General features: G+C 39.8%; 8 protein-coding genes. 7 read left to right on the forward strand and 1 reads right to left on the reverse strand.

All coding sequences use genetic code 11. The features are described from left to right. The first annotated feature begins 326 nt into the window (after window positions 1–326). The 6 genes from AC1DSK_RS01710 (at window position 327) to AC1DSK_RS01735 (ending at window position 23,065) form a co-directional block, all read left to right on the forward strand. Complete coding sequence (locus tag AC1DSK_RS01710) at window positions 327–6,440, forward strand: S8 family serine peptidase (RefSeq protein ID WP_477546319.1); 6,114 nt, start codon at window positions 327–329, stop codon at window positions 6,438–6,440. Window positions 6,441–6,945: 505 nt separating this feature from the next. Next, entirely contained in the window at window positions 6,946–11,265 is a 4,320-nt protein-coding gene (locus AC1DSK_RS01715) for a S8 family serine peptidase (protein WP_477546320.1), read from the forward strand. A gap of 345 nt (window positions 11,266–11,610) precedes the next feature. After that, window positions 11,611–16,857: an S-layer homology domain-containing protein gene (locus AC1DSK_RS01720; RefSeq protein ID WP_477546321.1), complete on the forward strand. Its 5,247-nt coding sequence runs from the start codon at window positions 11,611–11,613 to the stop codon at window positions 16,855–16,857. A gap of 272 nt (window positions 16,858–17,129) precedes the next feature. Continuing rightward, window positions 17,130–20,882: a DUF6359 domain-containing protein gene (locus tag AC1DSK_RS01725; RefSeq protein WP_477546322.1), complete on the forward strand. Its 3,753-nt coding sequence runs from the start codon at window positions 17,130–17,132 to the stop codon at window positions 20,880–20,882. 494 nt (window positions 20,883–21,376) lie between these two features. Continuing rightward, entirely contained in the window at window positions 21,377–22,624 is a 1,248-nt protein-coding gene (locus AC1DSK_RS01730; protein WP_477546323.1) for an ATP-binding protein, read from the forward strand. 237 nt (window positions 22,625–22,861) lie between these two features. Next, window positions 22,862–23,065, forward strand: a complete 204-nt coding sequence (locus AC1DSK_RS01735) for a hypothetical protein (RefSeq protein WP_477546324.1) — start codon at window positions 22,862–22,864, stop codon at window positions 23,063–23,065. An 85-nt stretch (window positions 23,066–23,150) separates the two neighbouring features. Here AC1DSK_RS01735 and AC1DSK_RS01740 read toward each other — a convergent pair whose 3' ends face one another. Then, a complete protein-coding gene (locus AC1DSK_RS01740) occupies window positions 23,151–23,831 on the reverse strand; it encodes an LbetaH domain-containing protein (RefSeq protein WP_477546325.1) in 681 nt (226 codons plus the stop codon). 96 nt (window positions 23,832–23,927) lie between these two features. Here AC1DSK_RS01740 and AC1DSK_RS01745 point away from each other — a divergent pair, with 96 nt between their 5' ends. Continuing rightward, window positions 23,928–24,572, forward strand: coding sequence for a competence protein ComK (locus tag AC1DSK_RS01745; RefSeq protein ID WP_477546465.1), 645 nt, complete (start codon window positions 23,928–23,930; stop codon window positions 24,570–24,572). Window positions 24,573–24,773 lie beyond the last annotated feature (201 nt).

A 24,773-nucleotide genomic window follows, 5' to 3' on the forward strand; every position in this document is an offset into this window, starting at 1 on the left:
GGGAGAGGTCATTTTTATTTTGTTTGAGAAGTTATTAATCACGATTTTGTTATAAGCAACCCCGAGTTTGTCGAAATGGCACTAAATTCAATAACTAACTTCCAAACTCCGACAATCTCGCCTTCATAAATCGACATTAATTTACATTTTTGAAATACAAAAGTAATATAAAATACCTCTAAACGAGTAACTATTAATCTATCAATATGGTAAAATTTACCCTGTCACCTTTTTTGGGACGATGATGTTTGAATCTTCAGACATGAAAAAGGAGGGGAACTTTAGCAACTATTGAGACATTAAAATCATTTAGGGGGAATTGAGAATTGAAGAAAAACAAGTTGAATAAGTTCTTCAGTAGCATTCTTGCAATGTTTATGGTTCTTTCATTGTTGACGCCAATGTCGGCATCGGCAAACACGAAACAGCTGAAATCATTTAAGCAGAATGTTCAAACTGAAACGCAGTTGGAATTAAAAGCAGCTATTGCAGAGCAAATGGACGTCTTAGAGGGCGGACCAAGACTTCACAAAAATTTATTAGGTGTTTCAGGCGATAAAGAAGTAGCGGTTATTGTTCATTTGTCTGAGGAACCTGTAGCCCTGAAACAGGGAATTAACGAATTGGCTGGGAAAAAGTTTACGAACGCTCAAGCGGCTAAAGTGAAAGCGGATGTAGATGCGCAACAGTCCCTCGTTAAGAAACAAATGAATTTGAAAGGCATTTCAGTCAAGCAAGGCTATACATTCAATACAGTGTTGAACGGTTTTGCGGCAACTGTAAAAGCGAATGACCTTAAAAAATTGCTTTCAATTCCAGGCGTTACTTTAGTAGAACCGGATGTAACGGTTTATGCATTGGGAGACAAGCAAGCAACTGCAACGAAGTCAACATCTAATCTTGATAAGGATGGCAAGATGGAAGCGGCAATGAATACGAGCCTTTCATTCTTAGGAATTAAAAAGTTATGGGACGAAGGATATAAAGGGGAAGGCATTAAAGTGGCTGTCCTTGATACAGGGATCGATAAACATCACCCTGAATTTGAAGGTGTATATAAAGGCGGGAAAAACTTTGTCCCTCAAGTAGCTGGAACAGAATATACTCGTACGCGTGCTGATGATGATGCGTCTGAGACATCACCACTTGAACGTCCAGCTAACAAACCGGAATTCAACGCTAACGGCAGTGCATTCTATACGTCTCACGGTACACACGTAGCAGGGACAATTGCAGCTGTTGGAAACAATGAATACGGGATTAAAGGGATTGCACCAAAAGTAGACCTTTACGCTTACCGTGTACTTGGTGCATACGGTAGCGGGGCTACTTCAGGTATCATCAAAGCAATCGATACAGCAGTAATCGAAAAAATGGATGTTATCAACTTGTCACTTGGTGGCGGACCTAACTCTGAAACGGACAGCGGATCATTTGCGATTAACAACGCGATGATGGCAGGTACAATTTCAGTAATTGCAACAGGTAACTCAGGCCCGAAACGTGGGACGATGGGAACTCCATCTACTGCACGTTTAGGAATCGCAGTTGGTAATACAACAAACCCTGAAACACTACACAACGGGAAAGTAAATGTCACAGTCGGTGGCTACAATCTTTCTAAACAATTACAGTTGATGGGAACTACTTTCGGTAAAGACGTTGCAACACAACTTCAAGGTGAGTTCGACTTAGTAGCAGTTCCTGGAAATGGTACTGCTACTGACTACAATGGTCTTAACGTTAAAGGGAAAATCGCACTTGTCTCACGTGGTTCAATTGCATTTGTTGACAAAATTGCATTTGCAAAAGAAAACGGTGCAGTAGGAGTGATCATCCACAACATAGCAGGAGGTACGAATGCACCGAATGCATCAGGAACTTTCCTTGGTGACTCATTTGCATTCATCCCAGCATTTGATATGTCGCAAACAGACGGAGATGCAATCCGTGCGGTATTAAAAGGTGGAACTGGAAAAGTTACTTTCGGTAACTTTGCTTCAGCAAAAACTCTTGGTGATGATGTAAATGATTCAAGTTCACGTGGACCATCCACTCCGAACTTCGATATCAAACCAGATGTAACAGCACCTGGTACAAACATCATGTCATCTATTGCCATGTACAAAGCAGATTTCCCAGAAGCAACATATGACGAAGCTTATGATCGTTATACGGGAACATCAATGGCTACACCACACATCGCAGGAATCGCGGCACTTGTTAAACAAGCAAATCCAAACTGGAATGCGTTTGACGTGAAAGTGGCACTTTCGAACACGGCAAAAATTCTTGATACAGCTAAATACGATGTCTTCTCTCAAGGGGCTGGACGTGTAGACGCGTATGCAGCTGCACATCCAGGTGCACTCGCTTATGCACTAGACAAAGCTACTCTTAACGGTAGCGGACAAATAGTAGATAACTTAAAAGGGACAGTTACATTCGGTCCACAATCACTTAAAGAAAATCTTTCAGTTACGAAACAAATTCTTGTAAAAGATTTAAAAGGTAAGGGCGGAGATTACAATGTGACAGTTGACGTTACAAAATCTTTCGGCGATGCAAAACTTACAATCGATAAACCGACATTCACATTGAATGGCGAGCAAATGTTAAACGTTACACTGACTGCATCAAAAAATGCAGCGCCAAAAGCAGGAGATGAAATTCTGGGCTACATTCACATTAATGGAGCAGACAATGAAATTTCATTACCATTCGCAGCAGACTTCGGTGGAGCGGCAGCGACGGAATTTAAAGACTTTAACATTACTGAGACAGACCTATCGTTTAACGGCGATGGAGTACAAGATGAAGCATTACTTTCCTTTACATTAACTGGGAATGTAACAAATAACTACATCGAACTTTTCGACATCATGAACCCTGAAGGCGGAGAATATGGAGACGGCTATATCGGATATGTGCATGCCGGCAATTCTCTTGCAGCAGGAAAGTACACTTTGGCAGTAAAGGGTCAGTACAAACCTTGGACATCTGGTGTTCCTGCTGGGAAAATCCCTGATGGTCTATATACATTTGACTTCTCAGGAAAAACAGTTTCAGGAAACCCTGCAGTTGTTGGTGACTATGTTGGACCGGTTGTTGTGAAAACAACAAAACCTGAAATTACTGGTTCTGTAGTGACTGGCGTAGCAACTGGACAAGTAACTGACAAATATATCGAATACAACACAGAGTTAGAGAATTATGGACTTGATTTTGACCTTAATGAAAAATTACATGCATCATATGTGATCACTTTAAACGGTGTTGCGGGACAATCTGTGCCATTTGTGCTTGAACAAAATGGGACATTCTCATTCCCAGTTTCAACTCTTAACGCAGAAACAGATACAGTTACTGTAAATGTAGTAGATGAAGCTGGTAACCATAATGAAGTAGTCATCTTTGGAGAAGTACCAATTCCGGAAGTACCAATCGAAGCACCACCAATCGTACCGGTACCGTCCAATCCGATTGACCCATCAAACAAATACGTGAGTTCATTTGGATTTGATAGCATCGCGATCTCTCCAAATGGTGATGGGAAATTGGATAAAGCGAATTTTTCATATGTACTAAAAGAAGCACCAAAATACGCAACAACTATCGATGTACTCGATCCGAATAAATACACTGGCACTCCAAAACCGGCAGGACATATTGGAGACATTCTGTTTGACGTGACAAAAGCGAAAACAAAATCAGGAGTATTTGATGGCTCATATACAAACGGCTATACCTATGAAAAAGGAAAGCTAAATGATGGAATTTATGGAATGAAAGTTAACACAACGAGTACCACGAATGAAGCAATAACAGCAACAGTCAAGCCTATATTTGTAAAATCAACAGCACCTACAATCACAAGTGAAAACGCAACAGATGTGGATGCAACAGAATTTACACTTGTAGGAAAAGTTGAAGATAAATTCTTCGGGTACGAAGCTGTACTAAAAGAACACTTTGGTGTAGAAGCATTTGACGTGAATAATTACCTTAAAGCTTCTTATGTAGTTCAGGACAAAAAATTCAAGACAGTTGATCAAGGTACATTTAGCATTAATGCTGATGGAACTTACTCAATTCAATTGGTTGATCTTCAAAAAGGTCAAAAATACAAAGTTTCTGTAATCGTACAGGACATCGCTGGAAACGATACAGTTGAAGCATTCACTGTTGAAACTGTTCCTGCACCAGTAGCTGTCGTTACACTTTCAGTTAATCAAACTGATCTTTCAATTGAAGAAGGTAATACTGCTTCTGTAAAAGTTACAGAAACAACAACAGTTGGAGATGAATCAGTAGACGTTGATGTAACTGCTGACGCAGCATACGCTGTTGAAGACGATGCAATCGTTTCTGTCGTAGCGGGAGTAATTACTGCTAAAGCAGCAGGCGAAACAGCAATCACAATCACACATGGTGAAAAATCTGTGACTGTGAACGTTACCGTAACAGAAAAACCAGTTCCAGACGTAAAAACTCTTAAAGTCAACAAATCTACTGTAGCACTTGAAGTAGGAGCAACAGAAAAATTAGTAGTTACAGAAACAACTACTAAAGCAGATGAAACTTCTACTGAAGAAGACGTAACAGCTACAGCAACTTACGATGGCTTTGATAGCGACGTAATTTCTGTAGAGGCTGGTTTAATTACAGCGAAAGCAGTAGGAACAACTGACATTACCATTACAGTAGGCGACAATACAAAAACTGTAAGTGTGACAGTCACAGCAGTACCAGTTCCAGACGTTAAAACAATCGGAGTAAATAAATCTACTGTAGCACTTGAAGTAGGAGCAACAGAAAAATTAGTAGTTACGGAAACAACTACTAAGAATGGTGAAGAACCTACAACTAAAGACGTGACAGCAGACGCTACCTATGACGTTGAAAATGTAACTGTTGTATCAGTAGACAAAGGCTTAGTCACAGCTAAAGCAGCAGGAACTTCAAAAGTAACAGTAACTTACGGCGGCAAAACGGCTGTAGTAAACATAACAGTAGCCGATGCACCGGTCTTGCCAGTTGTATCTCTATCGTTGAATAAAACTAAAGTAGATCTAACTGTAGATGGCAAAGAACAAATTACAGTTAACCAGACGGTAAAAGAAGCTGGTAAAGACGATGTCACAACTAATGTAACGGCAGATGCTACGTATGTAGTTGAAAAAGAAGCAGTTGTATCAGTAGACAAAGGTTTAATCACAGCTAAAGCTGCTGGAACAACTAAAGTAACAGTTGAATACAAAGGTCAATCAGTGACATTGGATGTAAACGTACAGAATAAACAGGTTGTTATTCCACCTGCGCCACCAGCACCATCGAACCCTGGTCAGGTGACTGTGGATGGAAATACAGCTTCAGCTCAAGTGAATGACCCTGCAATAAAAGAAGTTAAAGTAGATGTACCAGCTTTAACTGAAGCACAACCTGAAGTAAGTGCAAAATTACCAACAGGATCATTGAATACAATTGCTCAATCTTCAAAACCACTTGTTATCAAATCTGGTAACACAGAAGTGGCTGTACCAAATGAAGTATTGAAAGCAATCGCAGCTGGTTCGCCTGAAAGTGCGACAGTTTCTGTGAAAATGTCTAAATCAACAGATGTAAACGGAGCAGCATCAGCTACTTATGAATTTACAATCACAACTGTAAAAGCTGGAATTACAACAACTGTTTCTACTTTCTCAAAACCAGTTCAAGTAACACTTCCAGTTACTGAAACAGTAAAAGATCCACGTAAAGTGGCTGCCTACTATGTGAACGAGACTTCGAAATCACTGGACTATGTGGGTGGAACGTACGATAATGGCAAACTCGTTTTCAAAACAAATCACTTCTCGAAATTCGTAGTAATCGAACAAGCGAAAACATTTAGCGATATCCAAAAGTACTGGGCACAAGATGAAATTGAAGTACTGGCTTCACGTTCAATCACAAGCGGGAAAACAGATGCTACATTTAACCCGGAAGGTAAAATAACACGCGCTGAATTTGCTGTATTGATTGCACGTGCGTTGAATCTTCCGATGGATGAGTACCAAGGAACATTCAAAGATGTACCAACAAGCAAAGCATGGGCTTATGCTGGTATTGAAGCTGCATACCGTGCTGGTATCGTTAAAGGGAAAACGAAAGACTCGTTCAATCCAGATGCGCTTATCACACGTGAAGAAATTGCAGCAATCGTCGTTCGTGCAGTGAAATATCAAGATGCGACACTACTAAAAGATGTAGATTCTTCTAAATCATTTGCGGATGATAAAGCAATCGGCGATTTCGCCAAGGTATCCGTAAAACAAGCAGTAGGTTTAGGTATCATCACAGGTCGTTCAGGAAACAAGTTCGATCCGAAAGCAAATGCAACTCGTGCGGAAGCGGCAGTTATGTTATACCGCGCATTGGATAAAATGAATGAATTTTAATGCCAAAGAAAAGAGTCAGCCTCGTGCTGGCTCTTTTCTATATTTTTTAAGTAATATAATTTTTCAGAATGTGCAGGACAACTTACATATTTAGCAATATGATATCGTAAAATCCAGCTCAAATATAAATCCAGTCAATATTTGAATAGGTACTTTGCAATCTATACTAACTGGATAATCCATTATAAAAGTCTTGTGCTATATCAGAATAGTTTCCTTATTATCCATATAAATCCATAATTTATAGATGTTAAACTTTAGACCTATTAATGTTATAAAAAAATAATAGTTAATTAAAACTATTATCTATTTACCAAGGGAATACTTTTTATCTAGAAAAATTCAATTTCCAAGTATTGTAATCAAAATGTAATATAAGTTATTCCGTTTTTATATTTGCAACAATCAAAATATATGGTAAATTTCTAATTGTCACATAATTTAGTTAAATCTATTGAATGGAAATTAATCTAAGTTATGAAACTCAAAAAGGGAGGAAAGCAGATTGAGTAATTCTAGAAAAAGCATAATGGTTGCAATGGCAGCTTCACTAGCACTTAGTACAGCAGCAATCGGCGCACCAGCTCCAGCAGCAGCTGCGAAATTAGAAAAACAGGTTCCTGTTATCAATGTGCAAAAACCGGCTAAAAAGATTCCGGATCGATTTGTTGCACCTGAAAATCCAACTGAAAAAGTGCGTATCATCGTTGAACTTGAAAAAGCTCCAGCGATTGAAACGGCTACTCAAAAGGGCGTTCTTTACAAAGAACTTCCACAATCCCAACGTAATAGTTTAGAAGATTCAATTGAACAAGATCAAGTGAGGGTTCAAGCAAACATATCGAAGTTTGCTAAGAACATTGATTTCAAGGAAAACTTCACAACTGTATTCAATGGTTTCTCTGCTGTAGTCGATGCAAAAGATGTAGCACGTATCGCACTTACTCCTGGTGTTAAGTCTGTACACGAATCTACTGAATATGCCCGTCCCGTAGCAACACCAGAAATGACACACTCAAAAGAATTAGTACAAGCCCAACTAGCGTGGGAAAAATATAACTTCAAAGGTGAAGGAATGGTAGTTGGTGTCATTGATACCGGGATTGACTCGTCTCACAGAGACATGATTCTTACAGATAATGCGACTGGCGACCTCACTTCTGAAGATGTAAATGCTTTGATTGGCGAAGGTTCAATCGAAGAAGGTAAGTACTTCACTGCAAAAGTTCCTTATGGTTATAACTACATGGACGGCAACCTGGAAATCCGAGACATCGGTCCGGGAGCGTCAATGCATGGTATGCACGTTTCAGGTACTGTTGGAGCAAATGGTGACGAAGAAAATGGTGGAATCCAAGGAGTAGCTCCTGAAGCTCAACTTTTGGCACTTAAAGTATTTGGTAACGATCCATTGTTCCCATCAACCTTTGGTGACATTTATGTAAAAGCAATGGACGATGCTATTAAGCTTGGTGCAGATGTAATCAACATGTCATTAGGTTCTACTGCTGGGTACGTAGATAATTCAAACCCTGAACAAATGGCGGTGACACGTGCACAAAATAACGGTTTATTAGTAGCAATTTCTGCTGGTAACTCCGATATGTTCGGTTCAGGATCTTATTATCCATATGCAGATAACCAAGATTACGGTTTGACTGGTTCACCATCTGTTTCTGAAGATTCATTCGGTGTTGCTTCATTCGAAAATAGCCACGTTACGGCTTCAAGTTTCACATATGAATTTGATGGAGTACAAACAGGACGTGCAATGTTCTTGCTGGCAAATGACGCAGAACCAAATGATCTTCCTGAAGAAGAGTACCCGATCGAGTTCGCAGGGTTTGGAACAGTGGCTGATTTCGCAGGAAAAGACTTAAAAGGTAAATTTGCATTAGTATCTCGCGGAAGTATTTCATTTGTTGAAAAAGGTTTGAATGCACAAGCTGCTGGAGCTGCTGGCGTTATTGTTTATAACAATGCGGCTGGTACAATCAGCATGGCATCAAGCTCAGATATCAAAATTCCTTACATGTCTGCACTTCAAGTGGATGGTGTAGCACTTAAAGCAGCTCTTGATACAGGAAAAAAAGTTACTGTAGGTTTCGATGGGCAATATATCGAAGTGGCAAGTCCGACTGCAGGAAAAATGTCTGGATTCACTTCTTGGGGTCCGACACCGAACTTGGATTTCAAACCTGAAATCACAGCTCCAGGTGGAAACATCTTCTCGACATTCAATAACAATGAATACGGTTTGATGAGCGGTACATCAATGGCAGCGCCACACGTAGCTGGAGGTACGGCATTGGTAATGGAACGTGTGAATAAAGAGTTCGGCTTGACTGGCGTAGCTCGCGTACAGTTTGCTAAAAACTTGATGATGAACACGTCTAAACCGGTTGAATTAAATCCTGGTGAATATGTATCGCCACGTCGTCAAGGTGCTGGTATCATGCAACTTGCAAACGCACTTGAAACAGACGTAATGGTAACAAATGCAACAACTGGTGAAGCGAAAGTTGCTTTGAAAGAAATCAAAGACAACAAGTTCTCATTCTCATTGAAAGCTAAAAACTTCTCTGCAGAAGAAAAACAATACAATGTGAAGATTCAATTACAAACAGACATGCCAATTGATACAGGAGCGAACTTCGTGACGATTCCAAACGATTCTCGCTACGGTTCATATGTATTAGAGCCTGAAGACGCTACAATAACAGTTCCAGCAACAGTAACAGTTCCTGCAAATGGAGAGGCTACAATTGATGTAGCTGTCGATGCAACTGGGTCATCTTGGCTGACTGAATACTTCAAAAACGGATACTTCCTTGATGGATTCGTTTCATTAACAGATGCGAATGAAGATACATCTGGAAATGTACCATTGACAGTACCATTCTTCGGATTCAATGGCTCATGGGATGACGCACCGATCTTTGATGATAATGCATGGGACGAGTTATCATACTGGGAATACCAAGGATTGGCTGACCAAAACGGTGACTATATCAAAGGTCCATCTTTAGGTGAAGGTTTCGACCCAACGAAATTTGCATTCTCTCCAAACGGTGACGGCAATGTGGATAAAGCAACGCCAGTATTCTCTCTATTACGTAATGCGAAAAAATTGGAAGTTAACGTATTGGATGCAAACGGCAACAAAGTACGTACAATCCGTACAGATGCTAATTTAACGAAGAACTACGCAGACACTCCTACGAACCCAGGTTACAAGTACAACCAGGATAATGGATGGGATGGGAAAATCAATGGAAAACCTGCTCCGGATGGCCAATATACGATTGAATTACGCGGTGTAATCGATTTTGAGGGGGCTGAATGGCAATCAATCAAGTTCCCAATCATCATTGATACTAAAGCACCTACTGCAGACATTTCTTTCGATCCTGAAACAAGAACATTATCTCTTGCAAACCTTGCAGATAATGAGGGTGGGGTAGGGCTAGATAGAGTTGAAGTGTATGCGAACGGAGAATTGGTATTTGAGGATGTAGCATCAGTAGAACCATACGTTCTTGATGAAGTTCTTAATTTTGGTGACAAAGTATCTGTTAAGGTATGGGATATTGCTGGTAACGTAACGGGAACTCAAAATGATTTTGAAATTCCACATGAAAAAGAAACAAAAGAGCCAGTTATTTACTTCGAAACTCCATCGGACTATTTTGTGGAGTACAAAACTTCAGAAGTAGTGGTATCTGGTACGGTTGAAGATGATTCGAACGTGGTTTCACTGAAAGTAAATGGTGTAATTGCTGATTCATTCGACGGTTCTAAGTTCACTCATAAGTTGAAGCTTACTGACGGTGTGAAAGACGTGAAAGTGGAGGCAATTGACGAGCATGGCAACGTAATGCAAATCGGTCGTAAAATCTTCGTTGATACAACAAAACCGACAGTTCAAGCTGTTGCGGCAACTGTACCATCTGGAGTGAAAACATCTTCTCCAGATCCAACAATCAAAGTTAAGGTTGGCGATAACTTCGATGAACTTCGTCTATACCTAAACGGTAACGAAGTATTTGCAAATCCATTATCTGAACCTTATGCAATGTTAGGTTACAGCCAAACAGTTGATGTTGTTCTTCCATTAGTAAATGGCAAAAATGACTTCGAATTGAAAGTAGTTGACATGGTAGGTCACGAGGCTACTCAGAACATCACGGTTATGAAACAAGATGGAGTTGTTACGCCGCCGACGCAACCACCAGTGGTAGTACCACCAGTTGTTGATCCAAAACCAGTAACATACAGTGATATCGCTAGCCACTGGGCTAAGAAAGAAATCGAGACATTAGCAACGAAAAAAATCATTCTTGGTAAAACAGCTGATTTGTTTGCACCGGAAGATAAATTGACTCGTGCTGAGTTCGCTGTATTGGTTTCGCGTGCTCTTGGTTTAGAAACAAAAGAATATGCTGGTACATTCAAAGATGTAACAACAAACAAAGCTTGGGCTTACGCTGGAATCGAAGCGGCAGCTCGCGCTGGCATCATCAACGGTAAAACTGATGGAACGTTCAATCCAGACGCGAAAATCACACGTGAAGAAATCGCAGCAATCATTGTCCGTGCTGTGAAACACGAAGATGCTGCATTATTGAACAATCTTGATACTTCAAAAGTGTTCGCTGATGATAAAAATATCAGTACATTTGCGAAACTAAGCGTTAAACAAGCAGTGGCTTTGGGAATCGTATCTGGCCGTGGCGGCAACGTCTTCTCTCCACAAGACAATGCAACACGTGCTGAATCAGCAGTTATGCTGTACCGTGCCCTTAACAAACTAGGCGATCTATAAAAAAGCATGAGGAGCCAGCGATTGCTGGCTCCTTTTTGTATGTACATTCACTGGAAACAATAGGGAGAAAGGGAATAAATCACAGTTAAAACGGAACAAATCGATTTAAAAGGAAATAACTCTAACTGTGATATTTCGAATAGGTGTCCCATATCTTATTAGTAGAATTAATTCTATTAATATAAGCTATATTTACTTTCCTTTATAATAACTTAACAAAAGAGTCGGACTTCTTACCTATTTTTACGTAATCATTAAGAATTTTACAAATTCTTAAGAAAACTCTTAAAATAGTCTGATATAATCAGATAGTACTAGAAAATTACTTTTTGAGGAGTGGGATGGATGACAAAAGAAGGTATTTCGAAACATATCTTAAGTAAGATTGCACTAGCTTTCTTACTAATTATCTCAATGGTGGCACCATTTATCACGGCACCAAGTGCTTCGGCCGCAACATCATTGACTGTTGCTGAGGCACTTGCACAATACGATGTGGCTGCTAAAAAGAATGTTACAGTGGATGGCTATATTGTCGGTTATGTTAAAGGGGAAACGTCGGTAGTTAAGACAGGTGCTACTGATGATAACAACTATGCAATTGCGGACTCCGCAAATGAAACCGATTTATCAAAAATGATTTATGTACAAGTTCCTGCTACACCTACTACATTAAGATCAACATTTGGACTTAAAACAAACCCAGGTAATATCGGTAAAAAAGTATCTGTTAGTGCTTCACTTGAAAAATATTTTGGAAACCATGCTGGTCTAAAGGCACCAGTTGCGGCAATGACATTCGTTGGGGGAGAAGTAGATCCACCACCTGTAGCAGAAGCAGTAGCCAATATCGCTGCTGCCCGTGCAGTAACTGATCCAGCTAAATTGATCAAAGTAAGCGGTACAGTAACAACAGGCGTTGGATTCTGGGGTCAAAAAGGCTTCTATATTCAAGATGATACCGCGGGTCTTTATGCATTTGTCTCTGCAGCTGACGTAAAACCAGGCGACATCGTTGAGCTTGAAGGGAAAGTAAGCCCGTACGCAGGCGAACTTCAAATCCAACCAACTAAAATCACAGTGAAATCTTCTGACAACCCACTTCCAGCAGCACAAGTTATTGCACCTACTGGAGTGAATGAAGATACTCAAGGTGAACGCATTCAATTAAACAATGTAACAATTACTGGCTTAGCGAAAAAAGATGATTACGGGACATTTGAATTCTCTGCTATCGACGGAGAAGGAAAATCAGTAATCGTTCGTAACGATAATCGTACAGGCATGACGTATGATAACTTCATTCAATATTACAATGAAGGCGATCTTGTTCATGTTTCAGGTATCGCTTCTAAATTTAACGATGTATACCAAGTTAAAGCACTGGGTGCAGAAAGTTTTGACCTAGTAAACAAACCAGCAGTATACGTTAATGTATTCCCAGGTCACGTAACTGAAAACACAAAAATCACTCTTGCAAGTGGTTGGGCAGATGCGACAATCTACTACACAATAGATGGTTCGACTCCAACAACTTCAAGTGATGTATACTCAGCGCCAATTAATGTGGCAGAAAACACAACTATCAAAGCATTGGCAGTATCAGGCAACGAAACTTCTGAAGTATTCTCGTTTGAATACCAAGTAATCAAATCTACCGGTGTGCAAATTGCGGACATCCAAGGCAAACAGCACAAATCACCATACACTGATCAGCAAGTAGTTGATATCGAAGGTGTAGTAACTTACAAACTTGATAACAACAACTTCTTCATGCAAGATCTAACACCAGACAGCGATCCTGCTACTTCTGACGCGGTTCTTGTATACAGTAAAGCGCACACATTTGTACCGGGCGATCGAGTATCGGTTGATGGAAAAGTGACTGAATTCTTCATTGCTGGTTACTCTGACATGAAATCTGTTGATTTATCAACAACAGAAATTTCAAGCACGACAATTGACAAGTTAGGTACAGCAGCAGTTCCAGCAGCACTTAAATGGGAAGAACTTTCACCACCGACAGAAGTTATCGATAACGACAAATTAACTTCATTCGATCCAGCAGAAGACGGAATCGACTTCTGGGAATCTATCGAAGGTATGTTAGTTTCAGTTAAAGATGCAAAAGTTGTTGGTCCACAAAAATACGGTGAAGTCATCGTGGCTACTGACAACGGTGGTAAAACAACGTTCAATAAATTTGGCGGAATCAATATCTCTGCTAACGACTATAACCCGGAACGTATCACAGTTGATATGAACTCTGTATCATTCAAAGCTAAATCAGGGGATGTATTCAACGGCACAATCACAGGTCCAGTAAGTTACGAATTCGGAAACTTCCGCATCATGACAACTGTGGCTGCATTACCAACATTAGTAGAAGCTCCAATAATCAAAGAGGTAACGGAAATTGCATTCGCAGAAGATAAACTAAACGTTGCTGCATATAACGTAGAGAACTTCTCGAACAATACGGCAAACACACCAAATGAAAAAGTGGTTAAAATTGCGAAGTCATTTGTTGAAAATATGAAGTCTCCTGACATTATCACATTAGTAGAAGTTCAAGATAATGATGGTGAAACAGCTTCAGGCAATACAGACGCTTCACAAAGTTATGAACGTTTAATCGCAGCAATCGTTGCTGCAGGAGGTCCTAAATACAATTGGACTGACATTGCTCCAGAATACAATCAAGACGGTGGGGCACCAGGTGGTAACATCCGCGTTGGTTACCTATACAACCCTCAGCGTGTAACATTATCTGAAGGAACAAAAGGTGGATCTACAGAAGCAGTAAAATGGGTAGATGGTGAACTTTCTAAAAACCCTGGACGCATCCTGGACATTCCACAACCGAACACTCGTAAACCAATCGCAGCTCAATTTGAGTTCCAAGGTGAACAAGTAGTCGTAATCGGCGCGCACTTAAACTCTAAAGGTGGAGACCAACCGTTGTTCGGTAAAAACCAACCTCCATTCCTAGGGTCTGAAGCAGAACGTATCGGGCTAGCTACAATGATCAACGCGTTCATTAAAAAAGGACAAGAACAAAATCCAGACCTTAAAGTAATCGTTGCGGGTGACATGAATGATTTCGAATTCACACCAACTCTTATAGCACTTAAAGGCAATATCTTAACTAACATGGTAGAAAAAGTACCAGCTGGCGAACGTTTCTCATATTACTACCAAGGGAACAACCAAGTACTTGACCACATGTTAGTGACAAACAACTTAGCAGCTACTACTTTAATTGACATGATTCACATCAACGCAAACTTCATGGAAGAACACGGTCGTGCATCTGACCATGATCCAATTTTGGTTCAAGTGGATTTGAAAGATCCAGTAGTTGTTCCAGACGTAGTAACTTTAGATGTAAACAAAAACGATGTTTCTGTTGAAGTAGGAGACACTGAGCAATTAGTTGTAACAGAAAAAACAACTAAAGCTGACGGTACTTCAACTGATAAAGACGTAACAGCATCTGCAACATACACAGTATCTGATAGCAGCGTGATTTCTGTAGAAGCTGGTTTAATCACAGCTAAAGCAGCAGGTACCACAACAATCACGATCACTGTTGGTAACAACACTAAAACGGTAAATGTAACAGTAACAGCAGTACCAGTTCCAGACGTAGTAACTTTAGATGTAAACAAAAACGATGTTTCTTTTGAAGTAGGAGAAACTGAGCAATTAGTTGTAACAGAAACAACAACTAAAGCCGACGGTTCTTCAACTAAAAAAGACGTAACAGCATCTGCAACATACACAGTATCTGACAGCAACGTAATATCTGTAGAAGCTGGTTTAATCACAGCTAAAGCAGCAGGTACCACAACAATCACGATCACTGTTGGTAACATCACTGAAACGGTAAATGTAACAGTAACAGCAGTACCAGTTCCAGATGTGAAAACATTATCAGTGGACAAAGATTCTGTTACCCTAGAAGTAGGCAAAACTGAGCAATTAAAAGTAACAGAAACAACTACAAAAGCTGACGAAACTTCTACTGTTGCAGATGTAACAAATACTGCAACATACAGTGGTCACGACTCAAGCGTGATTTCAGTTGTAAATGGCTTAATCACGGCTAAAGCTGTTGGCACAACAAACATTACAGTAACAGTTGGCGACAACTCAAAAACTGTAAAAGTAACAGTAACTGCAATACCAGTACCGGACGTGAAAACACTATCTGTTAACAAAGCAAGCGTACAATTCATGTATGGTCAATCAGAAACACTGGTTGTTACTGAAACGACAACTAAAGCAGATAACACATCTACACAAGCTGACGTAACAGCAACAGCTACTTACGGTGGCTATAACACAAATATCATCAACGTAAACAAGGGCGTCATCACTGCAAAAGGTGTTGGCCAAACAGAAATTATAATAACAGTAGGCAAAAATACGGTGAAAGTATTGGTGTCGGTAACAAGCCAACCACAACCACCAGTAACACCAACAAACCCTGGTCATATAATCGTGGATGGAAACGCAGTATCAAATCAAGCGAATGATCCTGCAGCTAAAGAAATTAAAGTAGCAGTACCAGCTCTAACAGATGCTCAACCTGAAGTAAGTGCAAAAGTACCAACAGGTTCGTTGCAAACAATTGCTCAATCTTCTAAACCATTGGTGATTGCTTCTGGTAATACAGAAGTAGTTGTACCAAATGAAGTATTGAAAAACATTGCAGCCGGCAATCCTGAAAGTATGACGGTTTCTGTGAAAATGGCTAAATCGACTGACGTAAACGGAGCGGTATCTGCGACGTATGAATTTACAATCACAACAGTCAAAAATGGAAACACAACTAAAGTAACTACATTCTCAACACCAGTTGAAGTAACAGTTCCTGTAGCTGCAGCAATTAAAGACCCACGCAAAGTGGCTGCTTACTACGTGAATGAATTAACAAATGGGTTAGAATACGTAGGTGGAACGTACGGAAATGGTCAATTTGTCTTCAAGACAAACCACTTCTCGAAATTCGTTGTTGTAGAAAACAACAAAACATTCTCGGATATCCAAAAATACTGGGCACAGGATCAAATTGAAGTGCTGGCTTCTCGAGCGATTACAAGCGGGAAAACAGATACGACATTTAACCCTGAAGGCAAAGTAACACGTGCTGAATTCGCCGTGTTGATTGCTCGCTCTCTGAATCTTCCAATGGAAGAATACAAAGGGACATTTAAAGATGTAACAACAAGCAAGGAATGGGCGTATGCAGGAATTGAAGCGGCTCACCGTGCAGGTATCGTAAATGGCAAGACGACAGACTCGTTCGATCCAGATGCGTTAATCACACGTGAAGAAATCGCAACGATGATTGTACGCGCAGTGAAATACAAAGATGCGAATCTTTTGAAAGATGTAGACACATCGAAAACATTTGCGGATGAAAAAGCAGTTGGAGACTTCGCGAAAGTATCCATCAAACAAGCTGTAGGACTTGGTATTGTAAACGGCCGTGCTGGTAACAAATTTGATCCAAAAGCGAACGCAACACGTGCGGAAGCTGCAGTTATGCTTTACCGAGCATTAGACAAAATGAATGAATTTTAATAAAACAATTGAGTCAGCCCTTGTGGTTGGCTCTTTTTGTTTTTGCAATGGAACTTCTTCTATTAAAAGAAGCATAAAATCACCCTCATATTATAGGTCTATTTATACGGGAGCTATGTATTAGTTAAAAACCATTTACCTTCCAACTAAATAGACTTACTGACTGTTTTTGGGTTTTCTTAACAACACTTACAAACAATTAAGAAAATAATAACAATCCTTTGCTATAATCTAGGGGAATTACAATAAATTCTCTTTGAGGAGTGAAATGGATGACGAAAGAAGGCATTTTTAGACATACTTTTAGTAAGATGCTACTAGCATTCTTACTAGTAATCTCAATGGTTGCACCATTTATCACAGTACCAAGTGCCCAGGCGGCAGGACCGATAACGGTTGCTGATGCAATCGCAAATAATACAGGTACTGCAACGGTCCATGGATATATCGTGGGCTATATGAACAGCACGACAAGTGTGGATTTGACAGCGCCATTTCCTGCAGACACAAATGTTGTGATTGCGGACTCTCCAAATGAAACTGACATTAAGAAAATGATGCCCGTCCGTTTAGCTACAAACTTCCGTGCACAATTTGGATTGTTGACGAACCCAGCTAATCAAGGGAAAAAAGTTGAAATTACAGGTACTTTAGGTGCTTACTTCTCGGTACCTGGTATTAGTGCTGTTAATGCAATGAGCTTCCTGGATGGAGGAGTAGAACCACCTCAGTCTGAAGCGGAACTGAAAGAGAACCTTGCTGCTGCTCGTACAGAAGTGGGATCGGATAAATTAATCAAAGTACAAGGAACAGTTACGACTGGTACTGGATACTGGGGCGGTAAAGCGTTCTATGTTCAGGACAGCACGGCTGGACTATATATCTTCTCTTCTACAGCGGATGTCTCTCCTGGTGACAAAGTTGAACTAGAAGGAAAAGTAACCGTCTATGGCGGCGAACTTCAAATGGAACAACCGAAAATCATGAAGATCTCTTCAGGCAATGAATTGCCAGCAACACAGGAAATCACACCTGCAGGGGTAAATGAAGAAACACAAAGTGAACGCATTCTATTAAACAACGTAAAGATTACGAACCTAGTTAAATCAAATGACTTCGGTACATTCGAATTCACAGCTACACATGAAAATGGTGAATCAGTCGTCATCCGTAACGATAACCGCAACGGTTTGGCTTACGATGAATTCATCAAACGGTATAAAGCAGGCGATCTTGTAAACATTTCAGGTATTGCTTCTAAATTCAACACAACGTACCAAGTAAAAACATTAGGTCTTGAAAGCTTTGACCTAGTGAACAAACCTGCTGTTTACACAGACGTGTTCCCAGGAACAGTGTCTGCAGGGACAAAAATCTCTTTAATTTCACCAATCGAAGGTGCAAAAATCTACTATACAATAGATGGTTCAACACCGACGTCTGCAAGTGCAGAATACACTGCTCCAATCGAATTAACGAAAGACACAACAATCAAAGCAATCGCTGTAAGTGACACAACTTCTGAAGTCTTCTCATTCACTTACAACGTATTGAAAGTGGGCAACCTTCAAATCCGTGACATTCAAGGTGAAGGTCATTACTCGGATTACCAAGGGGCTACCGTCAAAGAAATCACAGGTGTTGTTACTCACCTTTACAACTCGGCTAACTTTGTTATCCAGGACGTTAATCCGGATGACGATAACACAACATCTGAAGCAATCATCGTAAACAAAACTTCAAATGGCCTTAAAGTCGGTGACTTGGTTACTGTTTCAGGGACAGTTGAAGAATGGTATTACGAAGGCTATTCAGATATGAAAACAAATGATTTACCAGTTACTCGTATCAGAGCAACTGCTGCAGTAGCAAACGGAACACATGAACTTCCTGCACCATTAGTAATCGGTGAAGACATCTTCCCGGCAACAGAAATCATCGACAACGACAGATTGACTTCATTCGATCCAGCTGAAGACGGCATTGATTTCTGGGAATCTGTTGAATTAATGCGTTTAGCAGTTCCAAATGCGAAAGTAGTAGGACCGCAAAAATACGGTGAAGTGGTGGTTGTAGCAGGAAACTCTACAAAAACTGAATTCAACGTACTTGGCGGAATCAATATTTCTGCTACTGACTACAACCCAGAACGCGTCATCGTAGACTTCGATAACGAATCATACGACGCAAAATCTGGCGACTACTATACTGGCAACATTGTTGGCGTTATGGGCTTCGGCTTCGGTAACTACAAACTGTGGACGAAAGAAAACACACTTCCGCAAATCACACGCGTTGAAAAACCAGTGACAATCACAGATATCAAACCAGCGGAAGACAAATTGAACGTTGCTTCTTACAACGTTGAGAACTTCTCTAATAATATTGAACAAACTCCGAATGAAAAAGTGGAGAAAATCGCAAAATCGTTCGTTGAGAACATGAAATCTCCTGACATTATTACTCTTGTAGAAGTTCAAGATAATGATGGGGCAACAGCTTCAAACAATGCAGACGCGACAGAAAGTTATGAACGTCTGATTGCAGCGATAGTAGCGGCAGGAGGTCCAGCGTATGAATGGACTGACATCGCACCTGAATACAATCAAGATGGTGGACAACCAGGCGGGAACATTCGAGTTGGTTACTTATATAACCCAGAACGTGTAACACTCACTGCAGGAACGAAAGGCGGCTCAACAGAAGCGGTAACTTGGGTAGATGGAGAACTTTCTAAAAACCCTGGTCGTATCCTTGACTTGCCACAAGCAAACACACGTAAACCATTGGCAGCTCAGTTCGAGTTCCAAGGGGAGAAAGTAGTCGTAATTGGTGCTCACTTAAACTCAAAAGGTGGAGACCAACCGTTATTCGGGAAAAATCAACCTCCATTCTTAGGTTCTGAAGCAGAACGTATCGAACTTGCAACTATGATCAATGAATTTATCAAAAAAGGACAAGCACAAGATCCGAACCTGAAAGTAATTGTGGCTGGTGACATGAATGACTTCGAATTCACACCAACACTTGCAGCACTAAAAGGTGGCATTTTGACAAACATGGTTGAAAAAGTACCAGCTGGCGATCGTTTCTCTTATTACTACCAAGGAAACAATCAAGTGCTTGACCACGTGTTGGTAACTAACAACTTAGCAGATACAGCTTTAGTTGATATGATTCACATCAATGCAAACTACATGGATATTCACGGTCGCGCATCTGACCATGACCCACTATTGATTCAAGTAGATTTAAAAGACGAAGTACCAGACGTGAAAATATTGAAGGTAAATAAATCTACGGTTGAACTTGAAGTTGGTGCAACAGAACACCTGAAAGTAACAGAAACAACTACTAAAGCGGATGAAACTTCTACTGATGAGGATGTAACGGCTACAGCAACTTATAGTGGCTACGATACAGAAGTAATCTCAGTTGAAAAAGGATTGATTACAGCAAAAGCTGCTGGCTCGACGACAATCACAGCAACTGTTGGAGGAAACACATTGTCAATCAAAGTTACAGTGCTAGCAACTGAAGACGGTGTTGAAATCGTAACGGCAGACGATGTCGATACAACGAAACCAGTCATCTTCATAGAAGTAACTGCACCACATATCAATGGAAAAGTCGAGATTCGATTCACTGAGGAAGCTGTGGCAAAAATCGATGCAGTAAACAAACCAGTCATCTTGAAACTGGGTAACATGTCATTCACCATCACAACAAAGAACTTTGACGTGTTGGCAAAATCTGGCGCGTTTTCATTGACCCTGGAATACCATTTGCCTAAAGGTCATGACAATCACCAAGGCAAAGGGAAAGGCCATGATAAACATTATGGTAATCACGAAGAAAACCTGAAGTTAAAAGATCTGTCTTTCACTGATACAGATGGCAGTCAAATCATGAACGGATTTAAAGACTACTTCTTTATTACGACAACTAAAGGTGAGAAGCTAGAGATTGAAGTAGCTTACTACGACAGCAAATCGAAGAAGTGGAAATTTAAGCAGTTTAAATAATCTCAGAAAGATTCTCCCAAAGTGGTTGCTTGGGAGAATCTTTTTTTACACTTACAAGTTCGTCTTCAGCTATTAGGTAATACTAGACTCCATTTGTTTTACTAACCAGACCCTTTTTAAATAAAAGTTGATCAAGTGTCCCTATCGTTACTGTCATTTTTCTGTACATCCATCATTTCATCATATGTCATATTAGTTTGAACGTTTGAACCTAGAGTATTAAAGAATGACGCCCCTTGCTTCAACCCTTTTTTAAAATGATATTAATCACTTGGAAAGAGTACATAGGTTTTAAGAAAACAAATTAGTCATTCTGAACTACAATAGTATTTGCTTTATGAGGCGGGCAAGTTTTTGTCGTTCTTTTAGTCATGTTGCGGAGAATATGAAATAGGGGCATGCTCTTATACTGCAATTTACTGTATAGTCAGAAAGTTTCAAAACGAGTATAATAGACTAATTGAAGTATTAATGAAAACAAAAGGTGTGTATCCGTGAAGCATATTAAGCAAGATAGAAACCAAAAACTATATTACCTCACCGCATTTGTTGCCACCATTCTGATGGTGATTGGAGTTTTGTTCTTCAATCCGAGATTTGGAGGAACAGACCCTGGATACATTTTTCATTGTGCATTAGTCGTATTATTGTCAGCGAGTTTGTTTATTTATCCGAAGTATGAAAGCCATTTTTTTAGAAAGATCATTATTACAATCGCCTCTCTTTATTTGTATATGCTTTTCTTATTATATCCTGATACTTGGTCGTCTTTTACCTTGCTATGTTTTATCCCGGCTTTTTCTATCTTGTTTTTCGATTCGAAGCTGTTTTATTTCTCTTTTGTATTCAATTTTCTGTTGATTACGTTGACGTTCATTTATATTATTTTCTTCGACCAAGGAAATGAGTTTGCGCATATCAAGCTAGACGTATTCGGGAATATTAACAATTTCATGGGGACACAAGTCATTCTCTATTTCATTTTTCATTTAACTTCTCAAAGAATCAAAAAACAGCAAATGTTTTATGAAAGATTACAGCAATCAGAGAAGCTGAAAACAACCGGCCAATTAGCAGCTGCAGTCGCACATGAAATAAGAAATCCGCTAACGGTAGTAAAGGGATTATTACAGTTTTATGAAACGAACAACTCTTTCAGCAAGGAAGGGAAATCGCACTTATCTTTGATGATTGATGAGCTGAAGACGGCGGAACATGTTTTATCCCAATTTTTGGCCATCGCAAAACCGGATGAACATCAACACATGGAAACCGTAAATGTCCGGGATGCCTTGAAAAGTGTGACAGGTTTGCTCATGTCCTATGGGCTGTATCATCAAAATAAGATTGACTTGCAAGTGGATGAAGACCTATACATAACGGCCAATACCATTGAATTTAAACAATTATTCATGAACTTAGTGAAAAATGCAGTTGAAGTATCTACTAAAGAAGATTTTGTTGTCATTAGGGCAGAGCAAAAAAACAAAGAAATTATTATAAAAGTAATTGATGAAGGTTTTGGCATGTCAGAAGAGCAGGTACAAGCCTTGGGTACTCCATTTTACTCATTAAAAAGTAAAGGGACCGGACTCGGTCTTATGATTTGCTTTAACATTGTTGAAAAATACAAAGGAACAATTCGATTCCAGAGTGCAGTGAATCAAGGTACTACTGTGACTGTGCAGTTTCCTATGTATTTATCAGGTGGATTAATTAAAAAGCAGGAAGCGCGGGTATAATCACCTAGTGCTTCCTGTTTTTGTTATTGAATTCAACCAAAGCAGATTCTTTCGTACAACCAATTCCAGATTTTCTCGAATGGTAACAGTAAATGCTACAGAGCAGATATCTTCGTCATTCAATCTCCTCCAAATAGGCTAATCTAAATCATTTTATAGGAAAAACATGAAATTTAAAGGTAGGAAAAGGAAATTTCCATTAATAAAAGGCTTTTGTGATGGCAGGAAGGAAAGGACATGTATCTTGCGGATCGCTCGGCAGTGATCTCCGTTTATAAATACGGTACATTCGACCCCACTTCTTCATTGCGCGCCTATGGCAAGGTTGATCGTCTAGTTTATGTAGAGGAAACAGAAGAACTATATGCATTCACTAAATTTAAGCTCGAAAACTCTAAAACAGAATCTATTTTATTAGAACGGTTTAAACTTGGAGAATAATCGATAAAAGGTGCCCTTTCCCTCTGACTGAAGTCATGGGAAATAGGGCACCTTTTTCTAATACCAATACTAAAATACATGTCACTCAATGGGTATAGGCAAGCCCACATGAACAACGATTTGTGCCAAACAGTAGGTGATAGGAAGATGGAAATTCTTGGTTCACACGCTGCACTTCCATTGCAAATTCTTCGCTGTCCTTTGGTACTTGTGAAAGCATATTTGCTTTTTCTTGCGTATCAATATGCGCTCCGGGTGGTACGAATCGATTTGGTGGAATTCTTACACCGTTGGTTACAATCGCATCGTAAGAAAGGAATGCTCCTTCTTCGACGATGGCATTATAAACCATGGCCCTGAATCCAACAAATACGTTATTTCCAATGAAACAAGGCCCGTGGACAAGTGATCCATGTGCAATTGTCACTTCATTTCCAATGAAAATCGAATAGCTGTGATTTCCCACCAAATAATGTTTATTTAATAAACCATGTAAAATGACGCCGTCCTGAATATTGACATTAGACCCAATATGAAAAGGTGTTCCATCGTCCGCACGGATACTAACATTTGGAGCAATATAGACGTTATCTTGAATGACAACATCACCGATCACACTGGAAAATGGGCTAATAAATGCTGTTTCATCAATATGTGGGTAACGTGGAACCGGATGAAATGAAGTGATGGGACTGGCACTGATAAATGGTTTGAAGCAATTAGAAGACTCATTTGAAAAAGGTTGGAAACCGTTGTTCTTACTCAATTTATCACCGCTTTCACAGTTTGCTTTTTCGTTATTTTATGTGAAATAAAATGAAATAGAATTAATTTTCGCATGGGTAGTACTTTTCAGCGGGAAATGCAAAGGACCTATCTAAGAAAAGGGAACCTCACAGAATATAAAATAATCCGATGGAAATTAATAATTCAGTCAATTTACACTATACAATTATCTGATAATTTAGTAGAATTTAACTATAGGAGACGCAAAGGAGAATTTATTCTGAGAAACTGTGATTCTAATTTAATCGACAATCAAGCCTTATTGCTTGAGCCTGTATTTACAGGGAAGTATAAATCAAAAATCGTGACAACCCACGGGACATATTATTCTAAAATGACTGTTCATGAATTACTGAATAATGCATGCATTCGATATGCTTCTACAATGGAAGGCCGGATGCAGGCGACGAGGATTTTTATGAAATATCCCAATAAAACGCCAATCCTCATCGAACCGACGGAAATCGGCGCATTTCCGACGATGTCCTATCAACGTCAAGATTGTGTCTGGCTGTTCAATCACCCCTTCGTCGTAGAAGAGTTTGAAAAGGGGAAATGTCTGGTGACGTTTCCAAATGGGATGTCCATTACCGTCCATGTTTCCAAACACATCCTTTTGAAACAACAGCAAAGACTCCACTTCACCTTAGATACTTATCGCTTTATCCACCGACAAAAGAAACCTTACATACGAAGAGATTCACCACCCACCGACGAATAATCACATAATTTACTCATAAATACATCCAACATGCATAGCGTGGTTTACCGATTGCCAATTTGCTGAAAAATAAAAGTTGTCTCCTATTCCTTTTATGATGAAGCAAGCTTGTGCTAAAACCATTTGCATGTCCATTTAAAGATTGAGGATCTACTCAAAACTCTTGCATCCACATTGTTGGATAACAGGTTTATAATAGAA

This window comes from Paenisporosarcina sp. P4_B8, from assembly GCF_056402175.1.

Excerpts from the sequence above, each read along its gene's own strand:
- AC1DSK_RS01720 (WP_477546321.1), top strand. The coding sequence starts at position 11,611 with ATGACAAAAGAAGGTATTTCGAAACATATCTTAAGTAAGATTGCACTA.
- AC1DSK_RS01745 (WP_477546465.1), top strand. The coding sequence starts at position 23,928 with ATGCAAAGGACCTATCTAAGAAAAGGGAACCTCACAGAATATAAAATA.
- AC1DSK_RS01725 (WP_477546322.1), top strand. The coding sequence starts at position 17,130 with ATGACGAAAGAAGGCATTTTTAGACATACTTTTAGTAAGATGCTACTA.
- AC1DSK_RS01735 (WP_477546324.1), top strand. The coding sequence starts at position 22,862 with ATGTATCTTGCGGATCGCTCGGCAGTGATCTCCGTTTATAAATACGGT.